The sequence below is a fragment of the Ruminococcus champanellensis 18P13 = JCM 17042 genome (assembly GCF_000210095.1).
Taxonomy (GTDB): Bacteria; Bacillota; Clostridia; order Oscillospirales; family Ruminococcaceae; genus Ruminococcus_F; species Ruminococcus_F champanellensis.
In genome coordinates this window covers 2254848-2276873 of the sequence record NC_021039.1, presented here as the reverse complement: position 1 = coordinate 2276873, position 22026 = coordinate 2254848, and the positions used below count along the sequence as shown (strand labels likewise).

Genomic DNA, 22026 nt, shown 5'->3' with positions numbered 1-22026 from the left:
ACGGAGTTGTATGATGAAAAAGTTGCTTTTATGCGGAATCACCGCCCTTTGTATGACAAGCACTGCCTGTGGGATCGGCGGCGGCGAAAGCGGTAAGGTTCAGGTGGATCTGCGTCAGCCCTTTGTGGTGGATGCCAAAGTGACGGTGGATCAGACCCAAGCGGAGGCATCCCTTTCCCGGTATGGAGATCAGGCGTGGGATGTGACCTTCTCCCAGCCGGATTCTCTGTCAGGCGTCCAGCTTGCGTTTCTGGACGGACAGGTGACGGCATCCTACAAGGGGCTGAGTTTCTCCGTGCCCCAGTCTGCCATGCCGGTAAAATCCATGCTCACCATCTTCATTGACCTGGTGGGAGAGCTGGACGGCAAGACGGAGCTGGATTGCGTAAAGGAAGGGGATGTCTGCGTGGTGGAAGGCTCTGTGGAGCAGGGAAGCTATACCCTGACGCTGGATCAGAAGGGGATCCCCCTGAAGTTTGAGATGCCAAATCAGAAGCTGGTGATGGAACTGTCCAACTTCCGGCAGACGGATGCGCCGGATGGGACGGAGTCCGCTTCAGAACCGGCGGTCACGGACACAACGGAGCCGGAACAGACCTCCGGAACGGAAACTGCCGCACAATAATCAACGGGCATTGCAGAACCGCCTGCAATGCCCGTATTTTCTTATGAGAGCCGGAGAAAGGCTGCGCCTGCCCGGATGACGCCGGCGGCGAGCGGCTCCATTTTGCTGTAGTCCTCGCTGTTGCAGACGATCAGGGGCGTGGTCAGCTGGTAGCCTGCCTGCCGGATCTTGTCCGCATCAAAGCTCAAGAGCAGATCTCCGGTTTTGACCTGCTGTCCATCCTGCACATGGGCGGTGAAGTATTTGCCCCCCAGCTTCACCGTGTCGATGCCCACATGCAGCAGCAGCTCCGCACCCTGATCCGAGCGCATATTCACAGCGTGGCAGGTGTCGAATACCGTATCGATGACCCCATCGCAGGGGGCGTACAGCTTGCCGTCCGCCGGTTCAATGGCACAGCCGTCCCCCAGCACCTTCCCGGAAAAGGCTTCATCCGGCACCTGCTCCAAAGGCACCACCTTGCCGTTCATGTGGGCATGCAGCAGTTGGCTCTGTCCGGCTTGGGATGGCTCCGGCGTGTTCGGCTCCGGGCTTGCGTCCTGGTTTGCAAGCTCTGCGGCATGTGCCGCTTGGGGGGATTCCAGAAACTCATCCAGAGCAGATTTGATGACGGATACCTGTGGGCCGTAGATCACCTGTACCCCGTTGCCCTTGCGGAGTACGCCGGATGCGCCGCTGGCTTTCAGCATGCTGTCCGACACCTTGTCCGGATCCTGCACCGTGACCCGAAGCCGGGTGGCGCAGCAGTCCAGATCCGACAGATTCTCCAGACCGCCCAGCCCGGTGAGGATCAATGCGCTAATAGTATCCTGGCTTTTGCTGCCTGCCGCCCGGGATGCTTTTTCCCGGTTCAGATCATTCCGGGTGTACAGCTTGGGTGCCGCATCATCCGGCTCTCTGCCCGGCGTCCGGAGATCCAGCTTGGTGATCATCCAATAGAACACGAAATAGTATACCACAGCGTACACCAGCCCCACCGCCGGAATCCACAGCCAGTGGGTTTTCTGGTTGCCCTGCAGGATGCCGAACAGGGTCAGGTCAATGATACCGCCGGAGAAGGTCATGCCCACACCCACGTTCAGAATGTGCATCAGCATATAGGACAGGCCAGCCAGCACACAGTGTACCGCATACATCGCCGGTGCCACGAACAGAAAGGTGAATTCCAACGGCTCGGTAATGCCCGTGAGCATGGAGGTCAGCGCCGCCGACAGCAGCAGACTTCCCACCAGCTTCTTCTTTTCCGGCCGGGCTGTCCGGTACATGGCGTATGCAGCCGCCGGCAGTCCGAAGATCATAAAGGGGAATTTACCTGCCATGAACCGGGTGGCGGATACAGAGAACACCTGTGTGGATTTGGAGGCAAGCTCCGCAAAAAAGATATTCTGGGCGCCGGTGACAGTCACCCCGTCAATGCGCATGGAGCCGCCCAGCTCCGTCTGCCAGAAGGGCATATAGAATACATGGTGCAGACCAAAGGGGATCAGGGCACGTTCGATGGTGCCGTAGATCCAGGTGCCTGCGTAGCCAGAGCTGAGCACCAGATTCCCAAGCTTTGCGATGCCCGTCTGTACCACCGGCCATACAAAGAACAGGAGCACGCCCACTGCCAGGTAGGTAACGGCGGAAACGATTGGCACGAACCGGGTGCCTCCGAAAAAAGACAGCACCTGCGGCAGGCGGATCTTATAAAACCGGTTGTGGAGTGCGGCGACCCCCAGTCCTACCAGAATGCCGCCGAATACGCCGGTTTGCAGGGTGGTGATGCCCAGCACAGAGGCGGTGGAATTGGCAGCCATCGCCTCCACGCCCCCTTTTGCATGGATTAGAGCGCTGATGGCGGTGTTCATTACCAGAAAGCCGATGGCGCCGGACAATGCGGCAACCTCTTTTTCCTTCTTCGCCATGCCGATGGCGACCCCCATCGCAAACAGCAGCGCCAGGTTGTCAAACACCGCACTGCCGGTTTTGCTCATAATATCCAGCAGCGTATACAGAACGCCGCCTTCGGTGATGACGTTCTGCAAGTGATAAGTTTCGATGGTGGTGGGATTGGTAAAGGAACTGCCGATTCCAAGCAGCAGACCTGCAATGGGCAGCAGGGCTATGGGCAGCATAAAGGATCGCCCCACCCGCTGTAATACGCCGAATATTTTATCTTTCATTTGGCATGACTCCTCCGTTCCGGTATGCATGTTCTGGCAGTAGTATGTGCGGATCCTGCCGGATTATGCAAAGGGTGTTCGGAAGGGCTGCATGCTGTGTACATGTGTGTACAGGTGTGTACATTGGCTTTTCTGAAAATGTACACACCATCTAGCCCCAGTTTTTCGGGCTTTTTTCTGGTTTTCAACATAAGGTGTGTACATTGTGTACATGGGGGTAGGGGGGGTGAAAACCCAACCCCGTTTCAGATCGATCCAGGAACATACGTTCTGTTTTGTCTCTGAGAATGATTTTATATCTCCTAAGTAATTCTATAAAGATAAACATTAAATTTTAACCATTTAAGTGCATATATGTTTACAAGAGATGCAATCTGCGAATATACCCTTGCCCTATGTACACAATGTACACAACCCCTGTTGAAAAGTGCCACAAAGCCCTATTTTACGTGGGTTGCGGGTGTGTACATTTCCGGGTTATCCGATGTACACAGGATGTACACGCATGTACACACCTTGATGTATTTTGGACACAAAACAGCACGCAAATCCGGCAACCTCCGGGTTTACATGCTGTGGAACGGATTCGGTTTTCTCAAAGGGCATTTGCCCATGCTTCCAGCGCCTGCTTACTGGAGTACGGAGAGAGCACCCTGCCTTCCTTCAGCAATGCGCCGGGACAGGATGGAGCCAGTTCCTGGTTGGTCTTGCCCATACCGCTTCCGCCGGATGTGGCAAAGGGAATGATGGTTTTCCCCGTCCAGTCATACTGCTCCAGGAAGGTGTTGATGATGTTCGGTGCCACATACCACCAGATTGGGAAGCCGACAAATATCGTGTCATACGCCTCCGGATGCTCCAGCTTGTTTGCAATGGCGGGTCTGCATGCTTTGTTGTGACACTCCACGCTGCTGCGGCTTTGCTGATCCATCCAGTTCAGATCCGCCTTTGTATAAGGGGTTTCCGGCTGGATCTGATGCAGATCCGCTCCAATGGCGGATGCCAGCTGCTCCGCCAGTTTTGCGGTAACGCCGCTGGCGCTGAAATATGCGACCAATGCTTTTTTCATGGTTATCCCTCCGTGTTCTCTATGCTGTTGTATTGTACGTCCTCCACCGGCTCCAGCCACTGATTAGAGCAGTTCTCGCCGGGCGCTTCGATTGCCAGGTGGGAGAACCAACTGTCCGGTGCGGCACCGTGCCAATGCTTGACGCCTGCCGGGATATTGATACAGTCGCCGGGCTGCATCATGATCGCAGGCTTGCCCCATTCCTGGTAATAGCCACGTCCTCCTACACACAGCAGGATCTGACCGCCGCCTTTGTCTGCCCGATGGATGTGCCAGTTGTTTCTGCATCCAGGCTCAAAGGTTACGTTGAAGATTCCCACTTGCGCAGTGGAGATCGGTGCCAGATAGCTTTTGCCGCTGAAATATTGGGCAAAGCCGTCGTTGGGTGCGCCGATGGGGAACAGCATGGAGGCAGCGTGGGCAGCCATGCCCTGTTCTGCCGGAGCTTCCTCCGCCCATACCTCCTTCGCAAGCCGCAGCACTGCCCAGCCTTTCGGCCAGCCCACATAAAATGCCGTATGGGTGATGATAGCGGCAGCTTCTTCCTTTGTGACGCCGTTTGCTTTGGCGTTCTGTAAGTGATACACCAAAGAGGAATCCGTGATGCCGGATGCCATGAGGGCAACGAAGGTGATGATGCATCTGGTTTTCAAATCCATGTGGGGATCGTTCCAGTTTTCCCCGAACAGGATATCGTCGTTATAATGGGCAAAGCTCGGCGCAAATGTGCCCAGCTGGTCTCTGCCGGCTGTTTGTGTGATGTTCTGCATATGCATCCTCCATTCTCTGCATCTGTCAGGTTTTGCTTTTCTGACACCTATTATACGCTCCCGTTCCGTAATTGTCCAATACTTGTTTTGCATGCTCTGATATGCTTGAAAAGCATTTCTGAATGTGGTATACTGGTTTCGGGAGGTGCGGAATGGAAATCAGAGTACTGCGCTATTTTCTCACAGTTGCCCGGGAGGAGAACATCACCAAAGCGGCGGAAAAGCTGCACATTACCCAGCCCACCCTGTCCAGGCAGCTGCGGCAGCTGGAAGAAGAACTGGGAAAAAACCTGCTGGAACGGGGAAATTACAACGTCAAGCTGACGGAGGATGGCATGCTGCTGCGAAAGCGTGCGGAGGAGATCCTGGATCTGGTAAAGAAAACGGAAACGGAGCTGGCAGGGGACAATGAGGAGATCACCGGCGATGTGTATGTGGGTGCCGGAGAAACGGACGCTGTCCGGATCATTGCCCGGATCGTCCAGAAGATCCGTCAGGCGCATCCGGGCATCATCTTTCACAATATCAGTGGGGATTCCGTTGACGTGATCGATAAGCTGAATAAGGGGCTGATCGATTTTGGCGTTTTGTTTGAACCGGCGGATATTTCCGGCTTTGCCCATATCAAATTTCCGGTGTATGATACTTGGGGGGTGCTGATGCGCAGGGACAGCGACCTTGCTCCACAGCCCTATATTACCGCCGACATGCTGGCGGATCGTCCCTTGATCGTGTCCCGGCAGCGGGAGGATCTGGAGGGCTTGTCTGAATGGCTGGGACTGCCGAAGGAACGGATCCGGATCTCGGCGACCTCCAATCTGATCTTTAATGGCTCTCTGCTGGTGGATGAGGGCATGGGTTATGCCATCACGCTGGATAAGCTCATCAACTGTTCGGGGGAAAGCAATCTGTGTTTCCGCCCCTTTTATCCTTTGAAGCCGGCGCAGATGTATCTGGTCTGGAAAAAGTACCAGGTCTTTTCTAAAGCAGCGGAGCGCTTTCTGGAGGATTTCAAACGGGAAACCATCCAATAAACAGCAAAGGCACCCGTGCTCCACGCAAAGGTGCCTTTCGTATGCTGAATTATTCTGCCAGCAGCTTTTCCACGCTTGCCAGCTTGACGCAGATGCAGAACAGCTCCATTGCCTTTGTCAGCTCTGCAACGCTGGGGTAGGTGGGAGCGATCCGGATGTTCCGATCCTCCGGATCCTTGCCGTAGGGGTAGGTTGCGCCGGCGCCGGTCAGAGTGACCCCTGCCTCCTTGCAAAGCTGTACGATCCGCTTTGCGCAGCCGGGCATGGAATTGAAGGAGATGAAGTAGCCCCCCTTTGGCTCCGTCCAGTCAGCGATCCCCAGTGGACGGATGTCAGCGTTCAGCTTGTTAATGACTGCCTCGAACTTGGGGCGGATGATGAGCCGGTGCTTTTCCATATGCGCCCGCAGACCTGCTGCATCATGGAAGAACCGGACATGCCGCAGCTGGTTGATCTTGTCATAACCGATGGTACGGATGGACATGGTTTTTTTCAGGTCGCTCATGTTCTCCTCGCTGCCGGCGATCATAGAAATGCCGGAGCCGGGAAAGCTGACCTTTGAGGTGGATGCGAAGATGTAGGGCAGATTGGGATTGCCTGCTTCCTTGCATGCGTCCATCAGATTCAGCACCTGCGGCGGATTTTCCACCAGATGGTGGATGCAGTAGGCATTATCCCAGAAGATCCGGAAGTCCGGCGCCTTTGGCTTGAGGTTTGCAAACCGGCGTACTACCTGGTCACTGTAGCAGCAGCCTGTGGGGTTTGCATACTGGGGCACGCACCAGATGCCCTTGATAGAACTGTCGGCGGAAACAAGCTTTTCTACCAGGTCCATATCCGGGCCGTCCTCCTTCAGAGGCACGTTGATCATTTCAATGCCGAACCATTCACAGATGGAGAAATGCCGGTCATAGCCGGGAACCGGGCAGAGGAACTTTACGTCCTTCTGCTGACACCAGGGGGTATTCCCCAGAATGCCGTGTGTATAAGCGGCAGCCACCGTGTCGAACATCACGTTCAGACTGGAATTGCCGCAGATGATGATTTCCTTGTCGGAAACGCCCAGAATGTCGGCGAACATACGTTTAGCTTCCGGGATGCCGTCGATCAGACCGTAGTTGCGGCAGTCGAAGCCGTTTTCAGTCTGGAGCAGATCCTTAGAAGTCAGCACATCCATCATAGGCATGGACAGATCCAGCTGTTCCGGTGCCGGCTTGCCTCTGGACATATCGAGCTTGAGGTTCTGTGCTTTGAAATCCTGATATTCTGCTTCGTATTCCTGCTTGCAAGCAGCCAATTCCGCTTTTGTACATGCTGTTAACGCTTTCATTGGATGACCTCCGGTTTTCTGATTGAATTCTGGGCGCATTCCCAGTAACCTTTGTATATTATAGCATAGTGACAGAAAAATAACAAGTAGGATTTTGACGAAAAGGGCAATTCCACACTGCGATTATTTGTGAATTGTGTCAGCATACCGAGAACAAGTGTCTTTTTAGGAAGAACAATGTCTTTTTTCTGTGCGCCTTTTCACACTTTTCCCGGCGGGGCATATTCTAAGAAAAAAGCGGGTAATACCCGAAGGGGAGGAACGAGAATGGAAGGCGTTTTTATTACCGGTGTGCTCTTGCTTTGCGTGATGCTGACACTGCTGACAGTGAACGAGTTGACCCATGTGCTGTGCAAGGATCGGGAGTGCAGCGGGGCAGGGCTTGTGACCATCATCCCTCTGCGGAAGGGGGACGCCCGTGCGCAGGTGCGGATCCGGCGGCTGATCTCCCAGCTCCGGTGGACGGATGAGGCACTGGTGGGAACGATCCTGCTGTTGGATGTAGATGCGGATCAAGCCCTTCTGGAGCACTGTACACAGCTTTGTGAAAGCTATGATTTCATGCGGCTGGTGAAGCTGGAACAGGCGGACGGGATGCTCCGTGAGCTGCTTACATAGCCCGATGTTCCGGCAAAAAAATGCCCGCAGTGTGTGCTGCGGGCAATGTTTATGCTTCTGCCTTCTTGCGCTTCTGCACCTTGATGACCTTCATACGGGCAAATTCCTCCCGGTCCTTTTCCTCCAGGTTGTCCGTAATGAACTTCACGATGCCCTCATAACGGGGAATGAGAATGTTCCGCAAGGCATTGGCACGGCGCTGGGTCTTTTTGATGGCTGTGGCGAGCCGGTAGATGCTGTTTTCCACCTCTGCCAGAACGGTGGTGGTCTGTACCACCTTCCGGAAGGAAACGTAGGCGTGATCCAACTGGGAATTGGTGTTGAGAAATCCGTAGGGCACCAGGCTCTTGTCCTGGCTCTCCTCCAGAGTCAGCTGAGGCAGCTCCACACCCATAACGCTGTGGGATACCAGGCTGATGCCGTTTTCGATGGGCACTGCTTCGGCGATCTGGTCAATGACCCCCAGTGTGATATTGGCTTCCTGCAGGGCAGCATAGGCGGTTTTATAGGTATCCTCGATCTCACCACGCAGGGATTTTGCCTTTTCGATCAAAGACATCATTTCCCGAATGAGAATGTTGCGCTTACGATCCATCAGATCATACCCCAGCCGGCACAATCCCAGTGTTTTTTTCGCATTGATCAGATTGCCCTTTGTGGGAAAAACCTGTTCAGCCATACGCTCTCACTCCTTGTCAGCGTGTAAATCTCTTTGCATTTTCCGGATTGTACTTTTCCTTCAACAGGGCTTCGTCCACACGATCCAGCTCGCTCATGGGCAGGACGGACAGTAAATCCCATCCCAGATCCAGTGTTTCCTCAATGGTTCTGTTTTCGTCAAAGCCCTGATTGATGAAGTACTTCTCAAAGTATACGCCGAACTCCATGTACTTCTTGTCCGTGTCAGAAAGCTCTTCCTCGCCGATAACGGAAGCCAGAGACCGTGCCTCCTGCACCTTTGCATAGGAAGCGAACAGTTGGTTGGACACTGCCGCATGGTCGCTTCTGGTGAAGCCCTCACCGATGCCGTCCTTCATCAAACGGGACAGGGAAGGCAGCACGGAGATCGGCGGATAAATACCGGTCTGATCCAGGTTCCGATCCAGTACAATCTGTCCCTCCGTGATGTATCCGGTCAGATCCGGCACCGGGTGGGTGATATCGTCGTTGGGCATGGTCAGAATCGGGATCTGGGTTACGCTGCCCTTTGCCCCGTTGACAATGCCTGCCCGCTCATACAGGGAAGCCAGGTCGGAGTACAGATAGCCCGGATAGCCCTTTCTGCCTGGAATCTCACCCTTTGAGGAGGAAAACTCCCGGAGCGCCTCTGCATAGGAGGTCATATCCGTCAGAATAACCAGAATGTGCATATTCTTTTCATATGCCAGATACTCCGCAACGGTCAGTGCACAGCGGGGCGTCAGGATACGCTCAATGATGGGGTCGTTGGACAGGTTCAGGAACATGGCTACATTCTGAAGCACACCGCTGTCCTCAAAGCTCTTGCGGAAGTAATCCGCCACGTCGTTTTTGACACCCATGGCAGCGAATACAACGGCAAATTTCTCTCCGCTGTCCTCTGCGATCTGGGCTTGCCGCACGATCTGCACTGCCAGCTTGTTGTGGGACAAGCCGGAACCGGAAAAGATGGGCAGCTTCTGTCCACGAATCAAGGTCATCAGGCAGTCGATGGAGGAAATGCCCGTGCGAATGTAGTTTCTCGGATAGGTTCTGGCAACCGGGTTCAGCGGCTTGCCGTTGATGTCCGCAAACTTTTCCGGGAAAATATCTCCCAGTCCGTCAATGGGCTTGCCTGCGCCGTTGAACACTCTGCCCAATACTTCCTCAGACAGTGGCATTTCCATAGGCCGTCCCAGAAATTTTGTTTTGGTATTCTTCAGAGAAAGCCCCTTTGTGCCCTCGAACACCTGGAGCACTGCCTTGTCGCCGGAAATTTCTACCACACGACCCAGACGCTCCGTGCCGTCCTCCAGATGCAGCTCCGCAACCTCGTCATAGCTGATGCCGCTGACCTGATCCAGGACAACCAGCGGTCCGTTGATCTCATTCAATCCAAGATATTGCAGACTCATGCGATTTGTCCCTCCTCCCGTGCGGCGCTCAGCTTCTCGAACGCTGCGTCAATGTCTTTCTTGTAAACCGCAAACAGCTCCGGCTGATCGTTGGGAATGTCGTACTTGACCTTGATGACCTTCTCAAACAGACCGGTCTGCACCACTTCACTCAGGGGAACTCCTTGGGAAACCTGTGCCTGTGCCCCGTGATACAGGTGCAGGATCAGACCCATCATCAGAAACTGCTTTTTCAGAGGCACATAGGTATCATCCTTGTGGTATGCGTTTTGCTGTAGGAATCCTACACGGATGACCCGGGCAATTTCAATGATCAGTTTCTGATCGTCCGGCAGCACATCGGAGCCGATCAGCTTGACGATATCCATCAGCTTGTTTTCTTCGATCAGCAGATTGGAGATCTCCTGCCGGAAGGTCAGGAAGTCCGGATCCACCTGCTGGGTGTAGAAATCCGCCAGATCCGGCACATATTCGCTGTAGCTGGTGTTCCAGTTGATGGCAGGATAGTGCCTTGCGTAGGCAAGCGCCTTGTCCAGCGCCCAGAAGCAGCGGACGAACCGCTTGGTGTTCTGTGTTACCGGCTCGGAGAAGTCGGAACCCTGAGGGGATACAGCACCGATGATGGTGACGCTGCCCTCTCTGCCGTTCAGGGTCTCTACATAGCTTGCACGCTCATAGAACTCGGACAGACGGGAGGGGAGATATGCAGGGAAGCCTTCCTCCGCCGGCATTTCCTCCAGACGACCGGAAATTTCCCGGAGCGCCTCCGCCCAACGGGAGGTGGAATCCGCCATGATGGCGATGTGATAGCCCATATCCCGGTAGTATTCCGCCAGCGTGATGCCGGTATAGATGGAAGCCTCACGGGCGGCAACCGGCATGTTGGAGGTGTTGGCGATCAGCACGGTTCTGTCCGTCAGGGGACGGTTGGTCTTAGGGTCGATCAGTTCGGAGAATTCATCCAGAACCTGCGTCATTTCGTTGCCCCGCTCACCACAGCCGATGTATACGATGATGTCCGCATCGCACCACTTTGCCAGCTGATGCTGGGTCATGGTCTTGCCGGTACCAAATCCGCCCGGAATGGCAGCGGTGCCGCCCTTTGCAATGGGCACAATGGTGTCGATGACACGCTGACCGGTGATCAAAGGCCGGGAAATCGGCTTTCTGTCCGCAATGGGGCGGGATTGCCGGATGGGCCATTTCTGGCACAGGGTCAGTTCTTCCAGATTGCCCTTTGCATTCTTCAGCTTGCATACCACATCGTTGACATGGTAGCTGCCGTTGTCCGCCACCCATACCACTTCGCCGGACAGCAGGGGGGAGACCATGCAGTGATGCTTCACCACAGGGGTCTCCGGACAGGTGGCGTAGACATCGCCCCCCTTGAGCTGATCCCCCACCTTGACGGTCATGGTCACGTCAAAGGTACGGGTTTCGTCCAGCGCCGGAATATTGGTGCCTTCCGCAATGAATGCGCCGGTTTTATCTGCGATCTGCTTGAGGGGACGCTCAATGCCGTCGAAGATGTTGGAGAGGATGCCGGGACCCAGTGTGGCGCACATGGGTGCGCCGGTGGTGTAAACAGGCTCCCCCACCTTCAGACCGGTGGTGACCTCATATACCTGGATGGTGGTGAAGGATTCGGTAATGCCGATGACCTCGCCGATCAGCTTCTTTTCCCCCACATAGACCATTTCCATCATGGAAAAGTCCTTTGTATCCTTGACCTTTACAACAGGGCCGTTTACGGAAAATATCGTATTCAAATTTATCACCTCATGAAACCGAATAGAGAAGCAGTGACAAAAAGCGCCATTGCTTCTCCTGCCCGGTTATTCGCCTAAATGATAGGTTGTGCTGAACGCCTTGCGTTGTTCATCGAAGGCGGTGTCAAGCGTTTTGTCAATGATGCACTTGCTGTCCTTGGCGGTGATGCTCAGTCCGCCCAGCAGGATGGAGTCATCCTCACAGACCTGTGCGCCGGAGGTACCCTTCAGAAGATCCGCATACTGCATGTCAGCCGGAGCCAGGTAAATGACGCTGTTTGCGTCCAGCTTCACATCCCGGATCTGCTTTTGCAGATAAGCCGGGTAGGACGCACCCTGATGAAACTGCACCAGGCGCTGCCGGATGTTCTCAAAGATCTTTTCAACCAGAGCCTCCCGGTGGGAAAGCAGGGAGCAGTGATGCTCCTGCTCAGCCTGTGCGATCATACGCTTGTACTGGGCTTCTGTTTCCTTGACTGCCTTCTGGATCCGGTCATAGGAAGCCTTCAGCGCTGCATCCTTTGCAGTTGACTTGATTTCTTCGCCCTGCTGCTGCGCCTCCTGGATCATATCAGAAATCTGTGCATCCACCTCTCCGTCTACTGAATTGACAAAGCGGTCGAGCTTTTCCTGTTGAAATTGTTCCATTTGTATCCCGTCCTTTCGGTGAACTCAGTCGCCCTAAATGGTCACGCCGATGGCGTCGGACACATACCGGGAGATGGTCTGTGTGATCTGGGATGTGCCGTGCCGGTCGGGGATCTCCACGATCAGCGGGGTCTTGCGGTTGAGCTTGATGTCGTACACAAAGGAATCGCACAGCCGCACCAGCTTTTCCGTCATCAGGATCACCCCGATGCTCCGGTTCGCAAGGGCATTGCGCAAGGCATTGCGCACCTCTTCTTCCTCATGTACCACCACACCGTCGATCCCGGCAAGGCGCATTCCCATGCGGGTGTCAATGTTGTCACTGATTACATAAAACTGCATATGCTTGCGGCAGCCCGGCTGCGGCCGCCTCCTTTCTGAATCCGGGAATCAAAGAGAGTTCAGGATAATGAAGGAGATCAGGAAGCCGTACAGTGCAACACCTTCACCCAGTGCTACAAAGATCAGGGACTTGGAGAAGGACTTGGGCTCTTCTGCAACGGCGCCGATTGCGGCAGGCGCTGCGCTGCCTACTGCGATACCACAGCCGATGGAACCAAGACCGGTGGACAGTGCTGCTGCGATGTAGCCCAGCCCTGCGCTGCTGTTTACTGCGTTTTCAGCAGTTTCTACTGCGTCTGCGCTGATGAAGCCGCCCACCGGCAGGATGATTGCCAGAGCCAGTACTGCGAAGAATCCGCAGAGATTAAAGAGAAACGCACGCTTAGCGATCTTGCCGCCCTTACGGTTTCTGATGATGGCGATGACCGGAACGGTCAGCAGGATAACGGCCAGCAGGGGGAAAAGCAGAAGTTCAAAGATGTTCATAATGATAACCTCCAAAACAAATTATTCCACAATGGGATCGTAACTGATGGATACAGGCGTAAACGCCTTGCCGTCGCTCTCGGTATAGAACCGGGAGAAGATTTCGTAAAATTCCAGACGCAGAACCTGGATGGCTGCCAGAACGCCCTCCATGCCGATGACAAACAGGTTGCCAAGCACGATGATAATGGGGGACGCACCGGCGGATGCGGTCTTGGACAGCATCATCACAACGGACATCATGCCGGCGTGGGAAAAGACGAAGCCACCGATTCTGACGAAGGAAAGGGTGTTGGTTGCGTAGCTGAGCAGGAACTCGAATACCTCGAAGAAGTTGGAGGCGATAAAGTCACCGACGCTTTCAACGTGGTATTTCTTATGCTCCATCAGACAGCCCAGAGGCTCCCGGAAGAACATAATCACGATGGGCAGCACCAGGAACAGGAGAATGTACCAGGGCTTTACCAGGTTGATCTTCAGGAACATGGTGCCCACCAGCATGAACAGGATGGCGCCGAAGAAGATCAGACCAAATAGTCCGTTGTTGCCGAACAGCGCTTCTGTGTAATCCTTTTTCTTCAGGTTGAGGATTGTGTTGATGACGATGGAAATCAGAATCAGCACCACGCCGATGCCGATGGCACCGAACAGGATCAGGTTGATGTTTTCCATGACCTCGATTGGTTTATGGGCAAGACCGATGGCGTGGTACAAAGGATCCAGCGCATGCTCAAAGCCGAAGACCGAACCGAAGATCAGTCCGAAGAAGGCGCTGGAAAGACCGATGCGGGCAAGAATGGCACCTAGCTGGTTCTTGGTCTTTTTGTAGAACAGGAAGCCGAACAGGGAAACCACCAGACCATGTCCCAGATCCCCGAACATGATGCCGAACAGGATGGTGTAGGTGATGGCAACCAGTCCGGTGGGGTTAAAGCCGTTGTATTTGGGCAGTCCGTACATTTCCACGAACATGGAAAAGGGTCGGGTGAAGAAGTTGTTCTTGAGCTTGACCGGCGTTTCAATGTGGGAGGCGGTTTCCGGTGGCTTGCAGATGATGGACACATCCGGAATATCTGCAAACAGCTTTTTGAACCGATCCTGTTCCTTTGCGGGAATGAATCCCACCAGGTAGAACTTATCCCGGTAAACGGAAGCAAAACTCCGCAGCTTGAATTTTTCGTACAGGAACTTGACCTTGCAGAATACAGCGTTGATCTTTTCGGATTCCCGTGCCAGAAGCTCCTGCTGTGCCTTGTGGGCTTCATACAGTTCTGTCTGGGCGCTTTCCAGATCCGCCTTCAGGTCATTGGTAGCCTGCTCCGGCGTACCGGTTACAAAATCCGGCATCCATATTCGTTCAAAGAACAGGGAACGCATGATCTCATCGGTTTCCGTAATGCTGTCCTTTGGCGCAAAGTAGAAGCCCCATCGGTACTCCCCATCGTCGTCATAGGGCAGGAACAGGAAGGTTTTTTCCTGGTAGTAGCTGAGCTTCAGATAGCTGTCGGAAGGCAGCTTGCCGAACCGGATGGCGATATGAGAGCACTGGAACAGCTTTTGCAGATCCACGTTCATGCCCTGCAAATGCTCCAGCTGCTTGAGCGCCTGTGTCCGTTCTGCGATGTAATCCGTATACTGGGCAATCTGTGCGGAAAATGCGGAGCATCGCATGTGCATATCCGCAATATAGTCTTTCATCTCCTGATCGGTCATGCCCGCTGCGGGAGCAGTGTCCGCTTCGTGCAGCTTGTAGCCGTCCAGATCAATGGAAATGATTTGCTTGAGCAGATCCTTGTAGGGGTTTTGCTCATGCAGATTGACAAAGCCGGCGGCACCGGATTCTTCAGCAATCTGACTGGACTGTTCGATGTGGAACACACCGCTGCGGATACATTGTATCAGCGTATCGTCCAGATATTTGAGCAGTCCCACAATGTTGACCAGCTCCATTTTTTCGATTGACGACATTTGTACACCCCTTTCTGTTCGTCATCTTACTGGATCACAAGGAGATTTTCAATATAGGAAATATCCTTCTGATACCGGATGCCTTCAATAATGGTGATAATATTGGTCACCTCAGTTTCCAGCAGGTACATCATGGAGTACAGGCTCACTGCCACATCCTCCGCCAGCACTAGAGAGCGCCGTGCCAGATTGCACCGGAGCTTTGTCAGCTCATGCTCGAAATGTACGCTGTCCGTGCATTTGTCCAGTTCTTCAATCTGCTTGCCGTAGATCGTATCCCCCAGCACCCGGAGAAACTCCTCCGTACTGGGTGCGGCGTACAGCTCCTGCAGCTTGGTTTTGGACAGCCGCCCGGAGAAGGGAAGCATGGCTTCATTCAGCTCGTCCGCAGTGGCATGGAAGTCGCATTTCATCCGGTAGGCGTTGATGATATTGATCAGATCCGTCTGCATTTCGATCTGCTGGGTCAGCGCTTTCCGTGCTGTGCCCTTGAATTCTTTGGTTGCCAGATTCAGCAGCCAGCGCATGTAATAGGTACGCAGCTGCAATTCGCACTTGCTGTAGTCCGCCAGCCCATCCTGCCGGACAGGCACATCCTTCAGAACCTGATAATAGGGGGTATTGTGGATCACCGCCAGGATCTCCGAGAAGCTGGTGGCTTTGCCAAGATCCAGCACCGGGAAGGAGGCGTATTTCACCAGGTACGCAGGCAGGGAGGAGATGAAGGACTGCATGGAACCGGCGTTCATGCACATGATACCGTGCAGCAGGGACTTGATCTCGTATTCCACGATGCGGAACCGGTAGAAGGGCTTGCGATCCAGCTGCTGGAACTTGCAGAATTCCAGATACCGTTCAAACAGATTCCGCCGCAGGATCATTTCCAGGTATCCTCTGTGAATAGTGGAAGCATCGATGTTGGACAAAGCCTCGCTGTACTTCGTATTGCCCTTTAAATACTCCGTTGCTTCCACGACGGATTTTTTGGACAGCAACTCCTCGTAGTCCGCCTGCTTCAGGCGCTTGCCGTACTGTGTCCTGATTTTGGTGATTGTCGCATAATGTGCGTTTTTATCAAGCGCAGACAAGGCTATTCACCTACAATTCTATTAAAAATCTCAGTTTCGATCTGTTCGTGCCGCTCCTCAAAGCTTTTGTTCAGCGCCGTCACAGCCGCATCAAACTTTTCGCTCAGCTCCTGGCTGATACGCCGGTACTCGCCTTCATGGTAAAGCTCCACTTGGGAGATCCGGTTGTCCGCCCGCTTTTCCAGCTCCTCCTCCTGCTGCTGCGCCTCTGCCCGTGCATCCGCAAGGAGCTGTTGCTGCTGCTGTTTGGACTGGGCAAGCTTTTCGTTCGCCTCCCGATCGATCTCGATGATTCTTGTTACAATGTTTTCCATACTGATTCCTCCGTTTACTGCCTGTGCATGCAGCCCTGCATGTAGGCATGCATTGCTTTTTGCATGACAGAGAGGTTGATCTTTTTCAACTTATTATTATATACCTGTCATAGAAAAAGTCAATGTTTTTCTACAAAATCACCAAAATGCACACAGTTTTGCTCCAAATCTATCGGTTTCTCGTACAATGTAGCTTAGAATCCTGTATACTGGCTTGTGCTTGCGGCATTGTGCAAGTGATGTGGATGTTTTGTAACGGATATATTATAATGCATGTGCGGATACATGTAAAATGTATCATACATATGCCGCTGATATCATTCTGATATGGCTTCTGCGTTCGGATGCAACATTGACAGCGTTTTTTGGCTATGATAAAATAATATGGACAGCGTAACCCGAGCCATGCCGAACGCAATGCTCCGGGGTATCGCAAGGAACAAGGGAGGCAATGAATATGAATAAAAAAGAAGTGGGAGAGATCCGAAAGAATTTTACGGACGCCAGCGGTTTTATGGTCATGCACCGGATGCTGACCGCATACATAGACCCGGAAAAGAATGTGCGCTGCCGACAGGTGCAGTCCTGTATCACCATGCCGGAGGACAGCCGTGCTGTATGGAAGGATACCCTGCGGCGGGTGCTCAGCCCCAGTGTGGGCAAGGCGCTGACGGAGTATGCATTTCCCAATGAGCAGTATGCACAGGGGGGGACTCAGCAGATGCTGTATCAGCTGCTGCAGACCAAGCTGGAGGCGGAGGAGCCGATTGACGCCTTTCTGACCCATTTGTCCGAAAAGATCCAGTATGCATCTGCTTTTGCCTTTACCTGTGCTTACTGCACCTATACAATCCGTACAAAGGACAAAAATGATGAATACAACGAAACTGCCGATGAGGAATACAGCTTCCTGCTTGCCGGATTCTGTCCGGCTAATACGGGGGATGACGGTTTTGTATACAGCGAATTTGACAATGCGCTGGTGAAGAAGGAGAATACGGAGCTGATCGTCAGCAAGGCACCCTCCGATGGGTTCCTGTTCCCGGTGTTCAGTGACCGTTCTCCGGATATCAACCACATGATGTATTATTCCCAGAAGCCCAACAAGCCCAACCTGTCCATTGTGGAGGATGTGCTGGGCTGTCAGTTCCTCATGTGTCCCAAGGAGGAGAAGGCAGAGTTCCAGACCATTCTGCGAACAGTTGCCGGAGAGGATCTGGACTATATGATGATCACCAGCGTCAACGAACGGTTGGCGGAGGTGGCGGCGGATCACAAAACAGAAACAGAAGTGCCTACTCTGGACAGCAGCAAGCTGAAGGATCTGCTGTATGACGTTGGGGTCAGCCGGGAGAAGCTGGACGTGGTGGAGACCGTCTATCAGAAAACCGTAGGGGATGCACCTCTGACCGTATCCAATCTGATCGAAACAAAGACCGTTGTTTCCACTCCGGAGATCACGGTGCATATCAAGCCTGGCGCAACAGATAAGGTGCGCACCAGTGTGATCGGGGGGCGGCACTGTCTGCTGATCGATCTGGACGATCCCTGCGTGGAGATCAACGGACTGACGGCAAAGCTGTATCAGCCGGCAGCGTCGGAGGAATAGAATTTCATAAAAAATAATGATTTACTGCCATTGACAAAACAGTTTTAACAGTGTATAATGAAATTAAATTATAAAACAGGAATGGCGGTAATACAATCATGAGTGGAATCTGGAAAGAAAAACCGGATAAAATTCCTCCTCCGAACCCCATAGATCCCTGCCTGCTGCAGCGAGCCAAGCCGGAAGCCGAATGCAGACATTACGTATCCGGCAGATGCTATTCTCCCTTTGCAGATTCCCGAGCATGTCGTTGCCGGGGCGCAAGGGACTGCGAAAATTTTGAATGGCGCCGGGGATAAGTCCGGCTGTCCCGTAGTTGTTACAGCTGCGGGACTTTTTTGTGACAGAAAGCTGAAATTTTGTTTTTTTCAGATTCTCCACTAGCTATTTTCAGAGAATCGTGCTATAATAAACCTATATGTTCATATAAAGGAGGACTAGCATGCCTGTTTCTTATCTCAGAGAATCCCTGGCAGATGGAATTGCATATACATCCATTGTGGATGAGAAATTCAAAACCAATCTGATCCGGATTCGCCTGATTACACCCTTGCGGATGGAAACGGTGTCCGATCATGCGGTTGCACTTGGGGTGATCGGCGTCTCCAACCGGGAGTATCCGGATCTGTCCGCTCTGACTGCCCGGCTCAATGAGCTGTACGGTGCAAATATCGGCGTAGACATTGCAAGACGGGGGGATCTGCAAATTCTCTCCGTTTCCGTCAGCGCCATTGACAACCGATTCGCTCTGGAAGGGGAGGATATTACCGGAGAAGCAGTTCGGATCCTGCTGAACTGCGTATTTGACCCGAACCTGGAAGGGAATGCCTTCGGTGAGGAGGTCTTCCGCTCCAGGAAGAAGGAACTGCTGGATGCAGTAGAAGCGGAGATCAACAACAAGCGGGGCTATGCGCTGCTTCAGGCGCAGAAAACCGTGTATGCCGGTGAACCCGCCATGCTCTCCTCTTATGGCACCCGGGAAACAGCGGAGGCTGTGACTGCCGAAACCGCCTATGCCGCATACAAAAGGCTGCTGGAAACGGCGCAGATCGAGATCTATTCCGTCAGTGCAGCGCCTCTGCCCCAGGTCAAAGAGCAGATCCGGACAGCATTTGCCGCCATTGACCGGCATCCGGAGCAGATTGCTTATACGGCGGCAAGCCCCCTGAAGCCGGAGCCGAAAACCGTGATCGATCCGATGGATGTGGGACAGTCCAAGCTGGTCATGGGCTTCAAGACCGATGTGGAGGATATCCACCTGATGCGGCTGCTGAACGCCATGTTCGGCGGCACCGTGTCCTCCAAGCTGTTTCTGAACGTGCGGGAAAAGCTGAGCCTTTGCTACTACTGCGCCAGCAATTATATCGATTCCAAGCGCACCATGCTGGTGGATTCCGGCGTAGAGCTTGCCAATTACGAGACCACCCGGGATGAGATTCTGCGGCAGCTGGACGCTCTGCGCTCCGGTGACTTTACCGATGAGGAAATGGACAGCGCTTTGCTGAGTCTGGTCAATTCCGTTCGGGGCACGGGGGATACTCCTTCCGGCTGGGTGGGTTGGTATTTCTACCTGCTTTGCAGCGGTCTGGATCGGACGCCCCAGCAGGAGGCGGAGTATTACCGCAGTATGTTTGCGGATCGGCAGAAGCTGCGGCAGCGGCTGATGGATGCGGCAAAGTCGTTGCAGCTGGATACTGTATATCTGATGCAGCAACGGGAAGGGGAGTAAATATGCAAAAAGAGATCATTTCCAATCCCCGAACCGGGGATCAGTATCTGCTGGTACACCACCCATCCGGGCTGGATATTCTGATTTGCGAGATGGATGGCTTCAGCACCACTGAAGCGCTGTTTGCCACAAAGTACGGCTCCATCAACACCCGGTTCCGTACTGCACAGGATCCGGATATCTGTGTGGTGCCGGAGGGTATCGCCCATTTTCTGGAACACAAGCTGTTTGAAAACGAGGACTGCGATGCCTTTGCCCTGTATGCGAAAACCGGTGCCGATGCCAATGCCTACACGGACTTTGACAAGACCTGTTATCTGTTCAGCTGCTCAGATCACTACCAGGAATCCCTGGGTATCCTGTTGTCCTTTGTACAGGAGCCTTACTTTACCCAGGCAAGCGTGGACAAGGAACAGGGCATTATCGGTCAGGAGATCCGCATGATCGAGGATGATCCCTCCTGGAGAGTGCTGTTCAATCTGCTGAAGGCCATGTATCACAATCATCCGGTGCGGATCGACATCGGCGGCACGGTGGAAAGCATCGCAAAGATCGATGCGGATCTACTATATCGCTGCTACAACACCTTCTACAATCTGCATAATATGGTGCTGGTGGTTGCCGGCAACGTGAAAGCGGATGAGGTGCTGAAGATTGCAGACGAAAAGCTCAAGCCCTGCAAGGATCTGTCCCTGGAAACCTTCTTCCCGGAGGAGCCTGCGGATGTGGTGAAGCATGAGGTCACGGATCATGCGGCAGTGGGGCTGCCCCTGTTCCAGATCGGCTTCAAGTCCCAGCCGGCATCCGGCATTGACCTGGTGCGTGCGGAGCTGGAGTGCTATGTTGCCATCAGCGTGCTGGCGGATCCGGCGTCCCCCCTGTACCGGAGCATGCTGGAGGAGCAGCTGATCAACTCGGCTTTCTCCTTTGAAGTATTCACCGGAGACGGCTACTTTGCAAACCTGTTCGGGGGCGAATCTGCGGATCCCTACACGGTGCGGGATCGGATCCTGGCGGAAATTGCCCGCTGCAAGCGGGAGGGGCTGGATCGGGCGCATTTTGAAAGCGTCAAGAAAGCCTGCTACGGATCCATGCTCCGGGAATCCAACAACGTGGGGGCAACGGCTACCAACCTGATGAACGCACACCTTGCCGGCGTCAAGCCCTATGACAGCCTGCAGATTCTGGCTGATATGACTTACGAGCAGGTGCAGCAGGCACTTTGCACCCGATTTGATCCGGAGCGGGTAGTACTCTCAGTTGTGGAAAAGGAGTAAGGACAATGACAGAACTCGGCGATCTTGGTTATTATGAAATTGTATTTCCCAAACTCGGTATTGACATTACGGTGAAAAGCGTGGCGTTCACGATTTTCGGCATGCAGATCACCTGGTACGGATTGATTATCACCTTTGGCATGCTTCTGGCTATGATCTACGGCTTTTCCCAGATGAAGCGTTACGGTATAGATCCTGACCGTGCCATTGACGCAGTGATCGGCGGCATTGTAGGTGGCATCGTAGGTGCCCGTATCTATTATGTGCTGTTCCATTGGGATAGCTTTGCCGGTGACTGGAAAAGCTTGTTCAACATCCGGGGCGGCGGACTTGCCATTTACGGCGGTGTCATCGGCGCATTACTGGTGGGCGGACTGGTGGCAAAGCTCCGGAAGGTGAAGCTGATGCCGATGCTGGATATTGTTGCAGTGGGCTTTCTGCTGGGACAGGGCATCGGCCGCTGGGGAAACTTCACCAATCACGAAGCCTTCGGCACCAATACGGACAGCATTTTCGGCATGTCCAGCGGCAAGATCCAGGAATGGATCGTGAACAATACCGCCTATGCAGGGAACACCCTCTACGGGAAGGGCATCAACCTGTCCGAGCATTACCCGGTACACCCCTGCTTTTTGTACGAATCCGTCTGGTGCCTGCTGGGCTTCTTCCTGCTGGCATACATTGCCCGGAAGCACCGGAAATTTGACGGACAGATCTTCCTGATGTATGTGGCATGGTATGGCTTTGAGCGGTTCTTTGTAGAGGGACTGCGCACGGACAGCCTGTACATCGGCACCCTGCGAGTATCCCAGGTGCTGGCTGCGGTTTCCTGTGTTACTGCCATCGTACTGCTGATCGTATGCTATTCCCGTGTCAAGCGCATGGGGGCGGATTATCACCTGTACTGCGATACGGCGGAATCCAAGCAGTTGCTTGCGGAGGCTGCCGCCCGGGAGGAGAATGCCCGGAAGAAGCGGGAAGGGGACGTGGAGCTGACGGAAAAGATCCTGGCGGAGGATGAGCCGGAGGATACAGAACCGGAAACAGCGTCTGAAGAACAGACATCGGAAACATCAACGGATAAGGATTGAG

Annotated in this window: 20 protein-coding genes; 7 read left to right on the top strand and 13 right to left on the bottom strand. The window is 53.7% G+C overall.

All coding sequences use genetic code 11. The features are described from left to right. The first annotated feature begins 10 nt into the window (after nt 1-10). On the top strand, nt 11-625 hold the full coding sequence (locus RUM_RS10445) for a hypothetical protein (protein WP_147645611.1): 615 nt from the start codon (nt 11-13) through the stop codon (nt 623-625). 41 nt (nt 626-666) lie between these two features. On the opposite strand, the gene RUM_RS10440 is transcribed toward RUM_RS10445, so the two are convergent. The 3 genes from RUM_RS10440 to RUM_RS10430 form a co-directional block, all read right to left on the bottom strand. Further along, nucleotides 667-2790, bottom strand: a complete 2124-nt coding sequence (locus RUM_RS10440; RefSeq protein ID WP_015559074.1) for a PTS sugar transporter subunit IIABC — start codon at nt 2788-2790, stop codon at nt 667-669. Nucleotides 2791-3385: 595 nt separating this feature from the next. Then, nucleotides 3386-3859 carry a flavodoxin gene (locus RUM_RS10435; RefSeq protein WP_015559072.1) on the bottom strand — a complete coding sequence of 158 codons (474 nt, stop codon included), beginning with the start codon at nt 3857-3859 and terminating at the stop codon, nt 3386-3388. A gap of 2 nt (nt 3860-3861) precedes the next feature. Next, nucleotides 3862-4629: a carboxymuconolactone decarboxylase family protein gene (locus RUM_RS10430; RefSeq protein ID WP_015559071.1), complete on the bottom strand. Its 768-nt coding sequence runs from the start codon at nt 4627-4629 to the stop codon at nt 3862-3864. Between the two features lie 152 nt (nt 4630-4781). Between RUM_RS10430 and RUM_RS10425 the strand changes: the two genes are divergently transcribed. Further along, nucleotides 4782-5663 carry a LysR family transcriptional regulator gene (locus RUM_RS10425; protein ID WP_015559070.1) on the top strand — a complete coding sequence of 294 codons (882 nt, stop codon included), beginning with the start codon at nt 4782-4784 and terminating at the stop codon, nt 5661-5663. A gap of 49 nt (nt 5664-5712) precedes the next feature. Here RUM_RS10425 and RUM_RS10420 read toward each other — a convergent pair whose 3' ends face one another. Continuing rightward, a complete protein-coding gene (locus RUM_RS10420; RefSeq protein WP_015559069.1) occupies nt 5713-6993 on the bottom strand; it encodes an aspartate aminotransferase type Ic in 1281 nt (426 codons plus the stop codon). Nucleotides 6994-7260: 267 nt separating this feature from the next. Between RUM_RS10420 and RUM_RS10415 the strand changes: the two genes are divergently transcribed. Continuing rightward, on the top strand, nt 7261-7611 hold the full coding sequence (locus tag RUM_RS10415) for a hypothetical protein (protein WP_015559068.1): 351 nt from the start codon (nt 7261-7263) through the stop codon (nt 7609-7611). Between the two features lie 49 nt (nt 7612-7660). Here the strand turns inward: RUM_RS10415 and RUM_RS10410 are convergent, their stop codons facing one another. The 9 genes from RUM_RS10410 to RUM_RS10370 are packed head-to-tail and all read right to left on the bottom strand — an operon-like array spanning nt 7661 to nt 16319. Further along, nucleotides 7661-8290, bottom strand: coding sequence for a V-type ATP synthase subunit D (locus RUM_RS10410; protein WP_015559067.1), 630 nt, complete (start codon nt 8288-8290; stop codon nt 7661-7663). Between the two features lie 16 nt (nt 8291-8306). Continuing rightward, the gene (locus RUM_RS10405; protein ID WP_015559066.1) at nt 8307-9704 is read right to left on the bottom strand and encodes a V-type ATP synthase subunit B; all 1398 of its coding nucleotides are present in this window, start codon (nt 9702-9704) and stop codon (nt 8307-8309) included. Further along, nucleotides 9701-11479, bottom strand: a complete 1779-nt coding sequence (locus RUM_RS10400) for a V-type ATP synthase subunit A (RefSeq protein ID WP_041326794.1) — start codon at nt 11477-11479, stop codon at nt 9701-9703. The genes RUM_RS10405 and RUM_RS10400 overlap by 4 nt, the downstream gene beginning before the upstream one ends. A 60-nt stretch (nt 11480-11539) precedes the next feature. Then, a complete protein-coding gene (locus tag RUM_RS10395; RefSeq protein ID WP_015559065.1) occupies nt 11540-12121 on the bottom strand; it encodes a V-type ATP synthase subunit E in 582 nt (193 codons plus the stop codon). 33 nt (nt 12122-12154) lie between these two features. After that, on the bottom strand, nt 12155-12463 hold the full coding sequence (locus RUM_RS10390) for a V-type ATP synthase subunit F (protein WP_015559064.1): 309 nt from the start codon (nt 12461-12463) through the stop codon (nt 12155-12157). 48 nt (nt 12464-12511) lie between these two features. Further along, complete coding sequence (locus RUM_RS10385) at nt 12512-12949, bottom strand: ATP synthase subunit C (protein WP_015559063.1); 438 nt, start codon at nt 12947-12949, stop codon at nt 12512-12514. A gap of 21 nt (nt 12950-12970) precedes the next feature. Beyond that, nucleotides 12971-14917, bottom strand: coding sequence for a V-type ATP synthase subunit I (locus RUM_RS10380; RefSeq protein WP_015559062.1), 1947 nt, complete (start codon nt 14915-14917; stop codon nt 12971-12973). 26 nt (nt 14918-14943) lie between these two features. Next, nucleotides 14944-16005: a V-type ATPase subunit gene (locus tag RUM_RS10375; RefSeq protein ID WP_041326415.1), complete on the bottom strand. Its 1062-nt coding sequence runs from the start codon at nt 16003-16005 to the stop codon at nt 14944-14946. Between the two features lie 2 nt (nt 16006-16007). Next, on the bottom strand, nt 16008-16319 hold the full coding sequence (locus RUM_RS10370; RefSeq protein ID WP_015559061.1) for a Vacuolar (H+)-ATPase G subunit: 312 nt from the start codon (nt 16317-16319) through the stop codon (nt 16008-16010). Between the two features lie 457 nt (nt 16320-16776). On the opposite strand from RUM_RS10370, the gene RUM_RS10365 reads away from it, so the two are divergent. The 4 genes from RUM_RS10365 (at nt 16777) to lgt (ending at nt 22025) form a co-directional block, all read left to right on the top strand. Then, nucleotides 16777-17928, top strand: coding sequence for a DUF4317 domain-containing protein (locus RUM_RS10365; protein ID WP_015559060.1), 1152 nt, complete (start codon nt 16777-16779; stop codon nt 17926-17928). A gap of 442 nt (nt 17929-18370) precedes the next feature. Further along, on the top strand, nt 18371-19657 hold the full coding sequence (yfmF, locus tag RUM_RS10360; RefSeq protein WP_015559059.1) for an EF-P 5-aminopentanol modification-associated protein YfmF: 1287 nt from the start codon (nt 18371-18373) through the stop codon (nt 19655-19657). A 2-nt stretch (nt 19658-19659) separates the two neighbouring features. Beyond that, a complete protein-coding gene (gene yfmH, locus RUM_RS10355) occupies nt 19660-20934 on the top strand; it encodes an EF-P 5-aminopentanol modification-associated protein YfmH (RefSeq protein ID WP_015559058.1) in 1275 nt (424 codons plus the stop codon). 5 nt (nt 20935-20939) lie between these two features. Then, nucleotides 20940-22025 carry a prolipoprotein diacylglyceryl transferase gene (gene lgt / locus RUM_RS10350; protein ID WP_015559057.1) on the top strand — a complete coding sequence of 362 codons (1086 nt, stop codon included), beginning with the start codon at nt 20940-20942 and terminating at the stop codon, nt 22023-22025. Nucleotide 22026 lies beyond the last annotated feature (1 nt).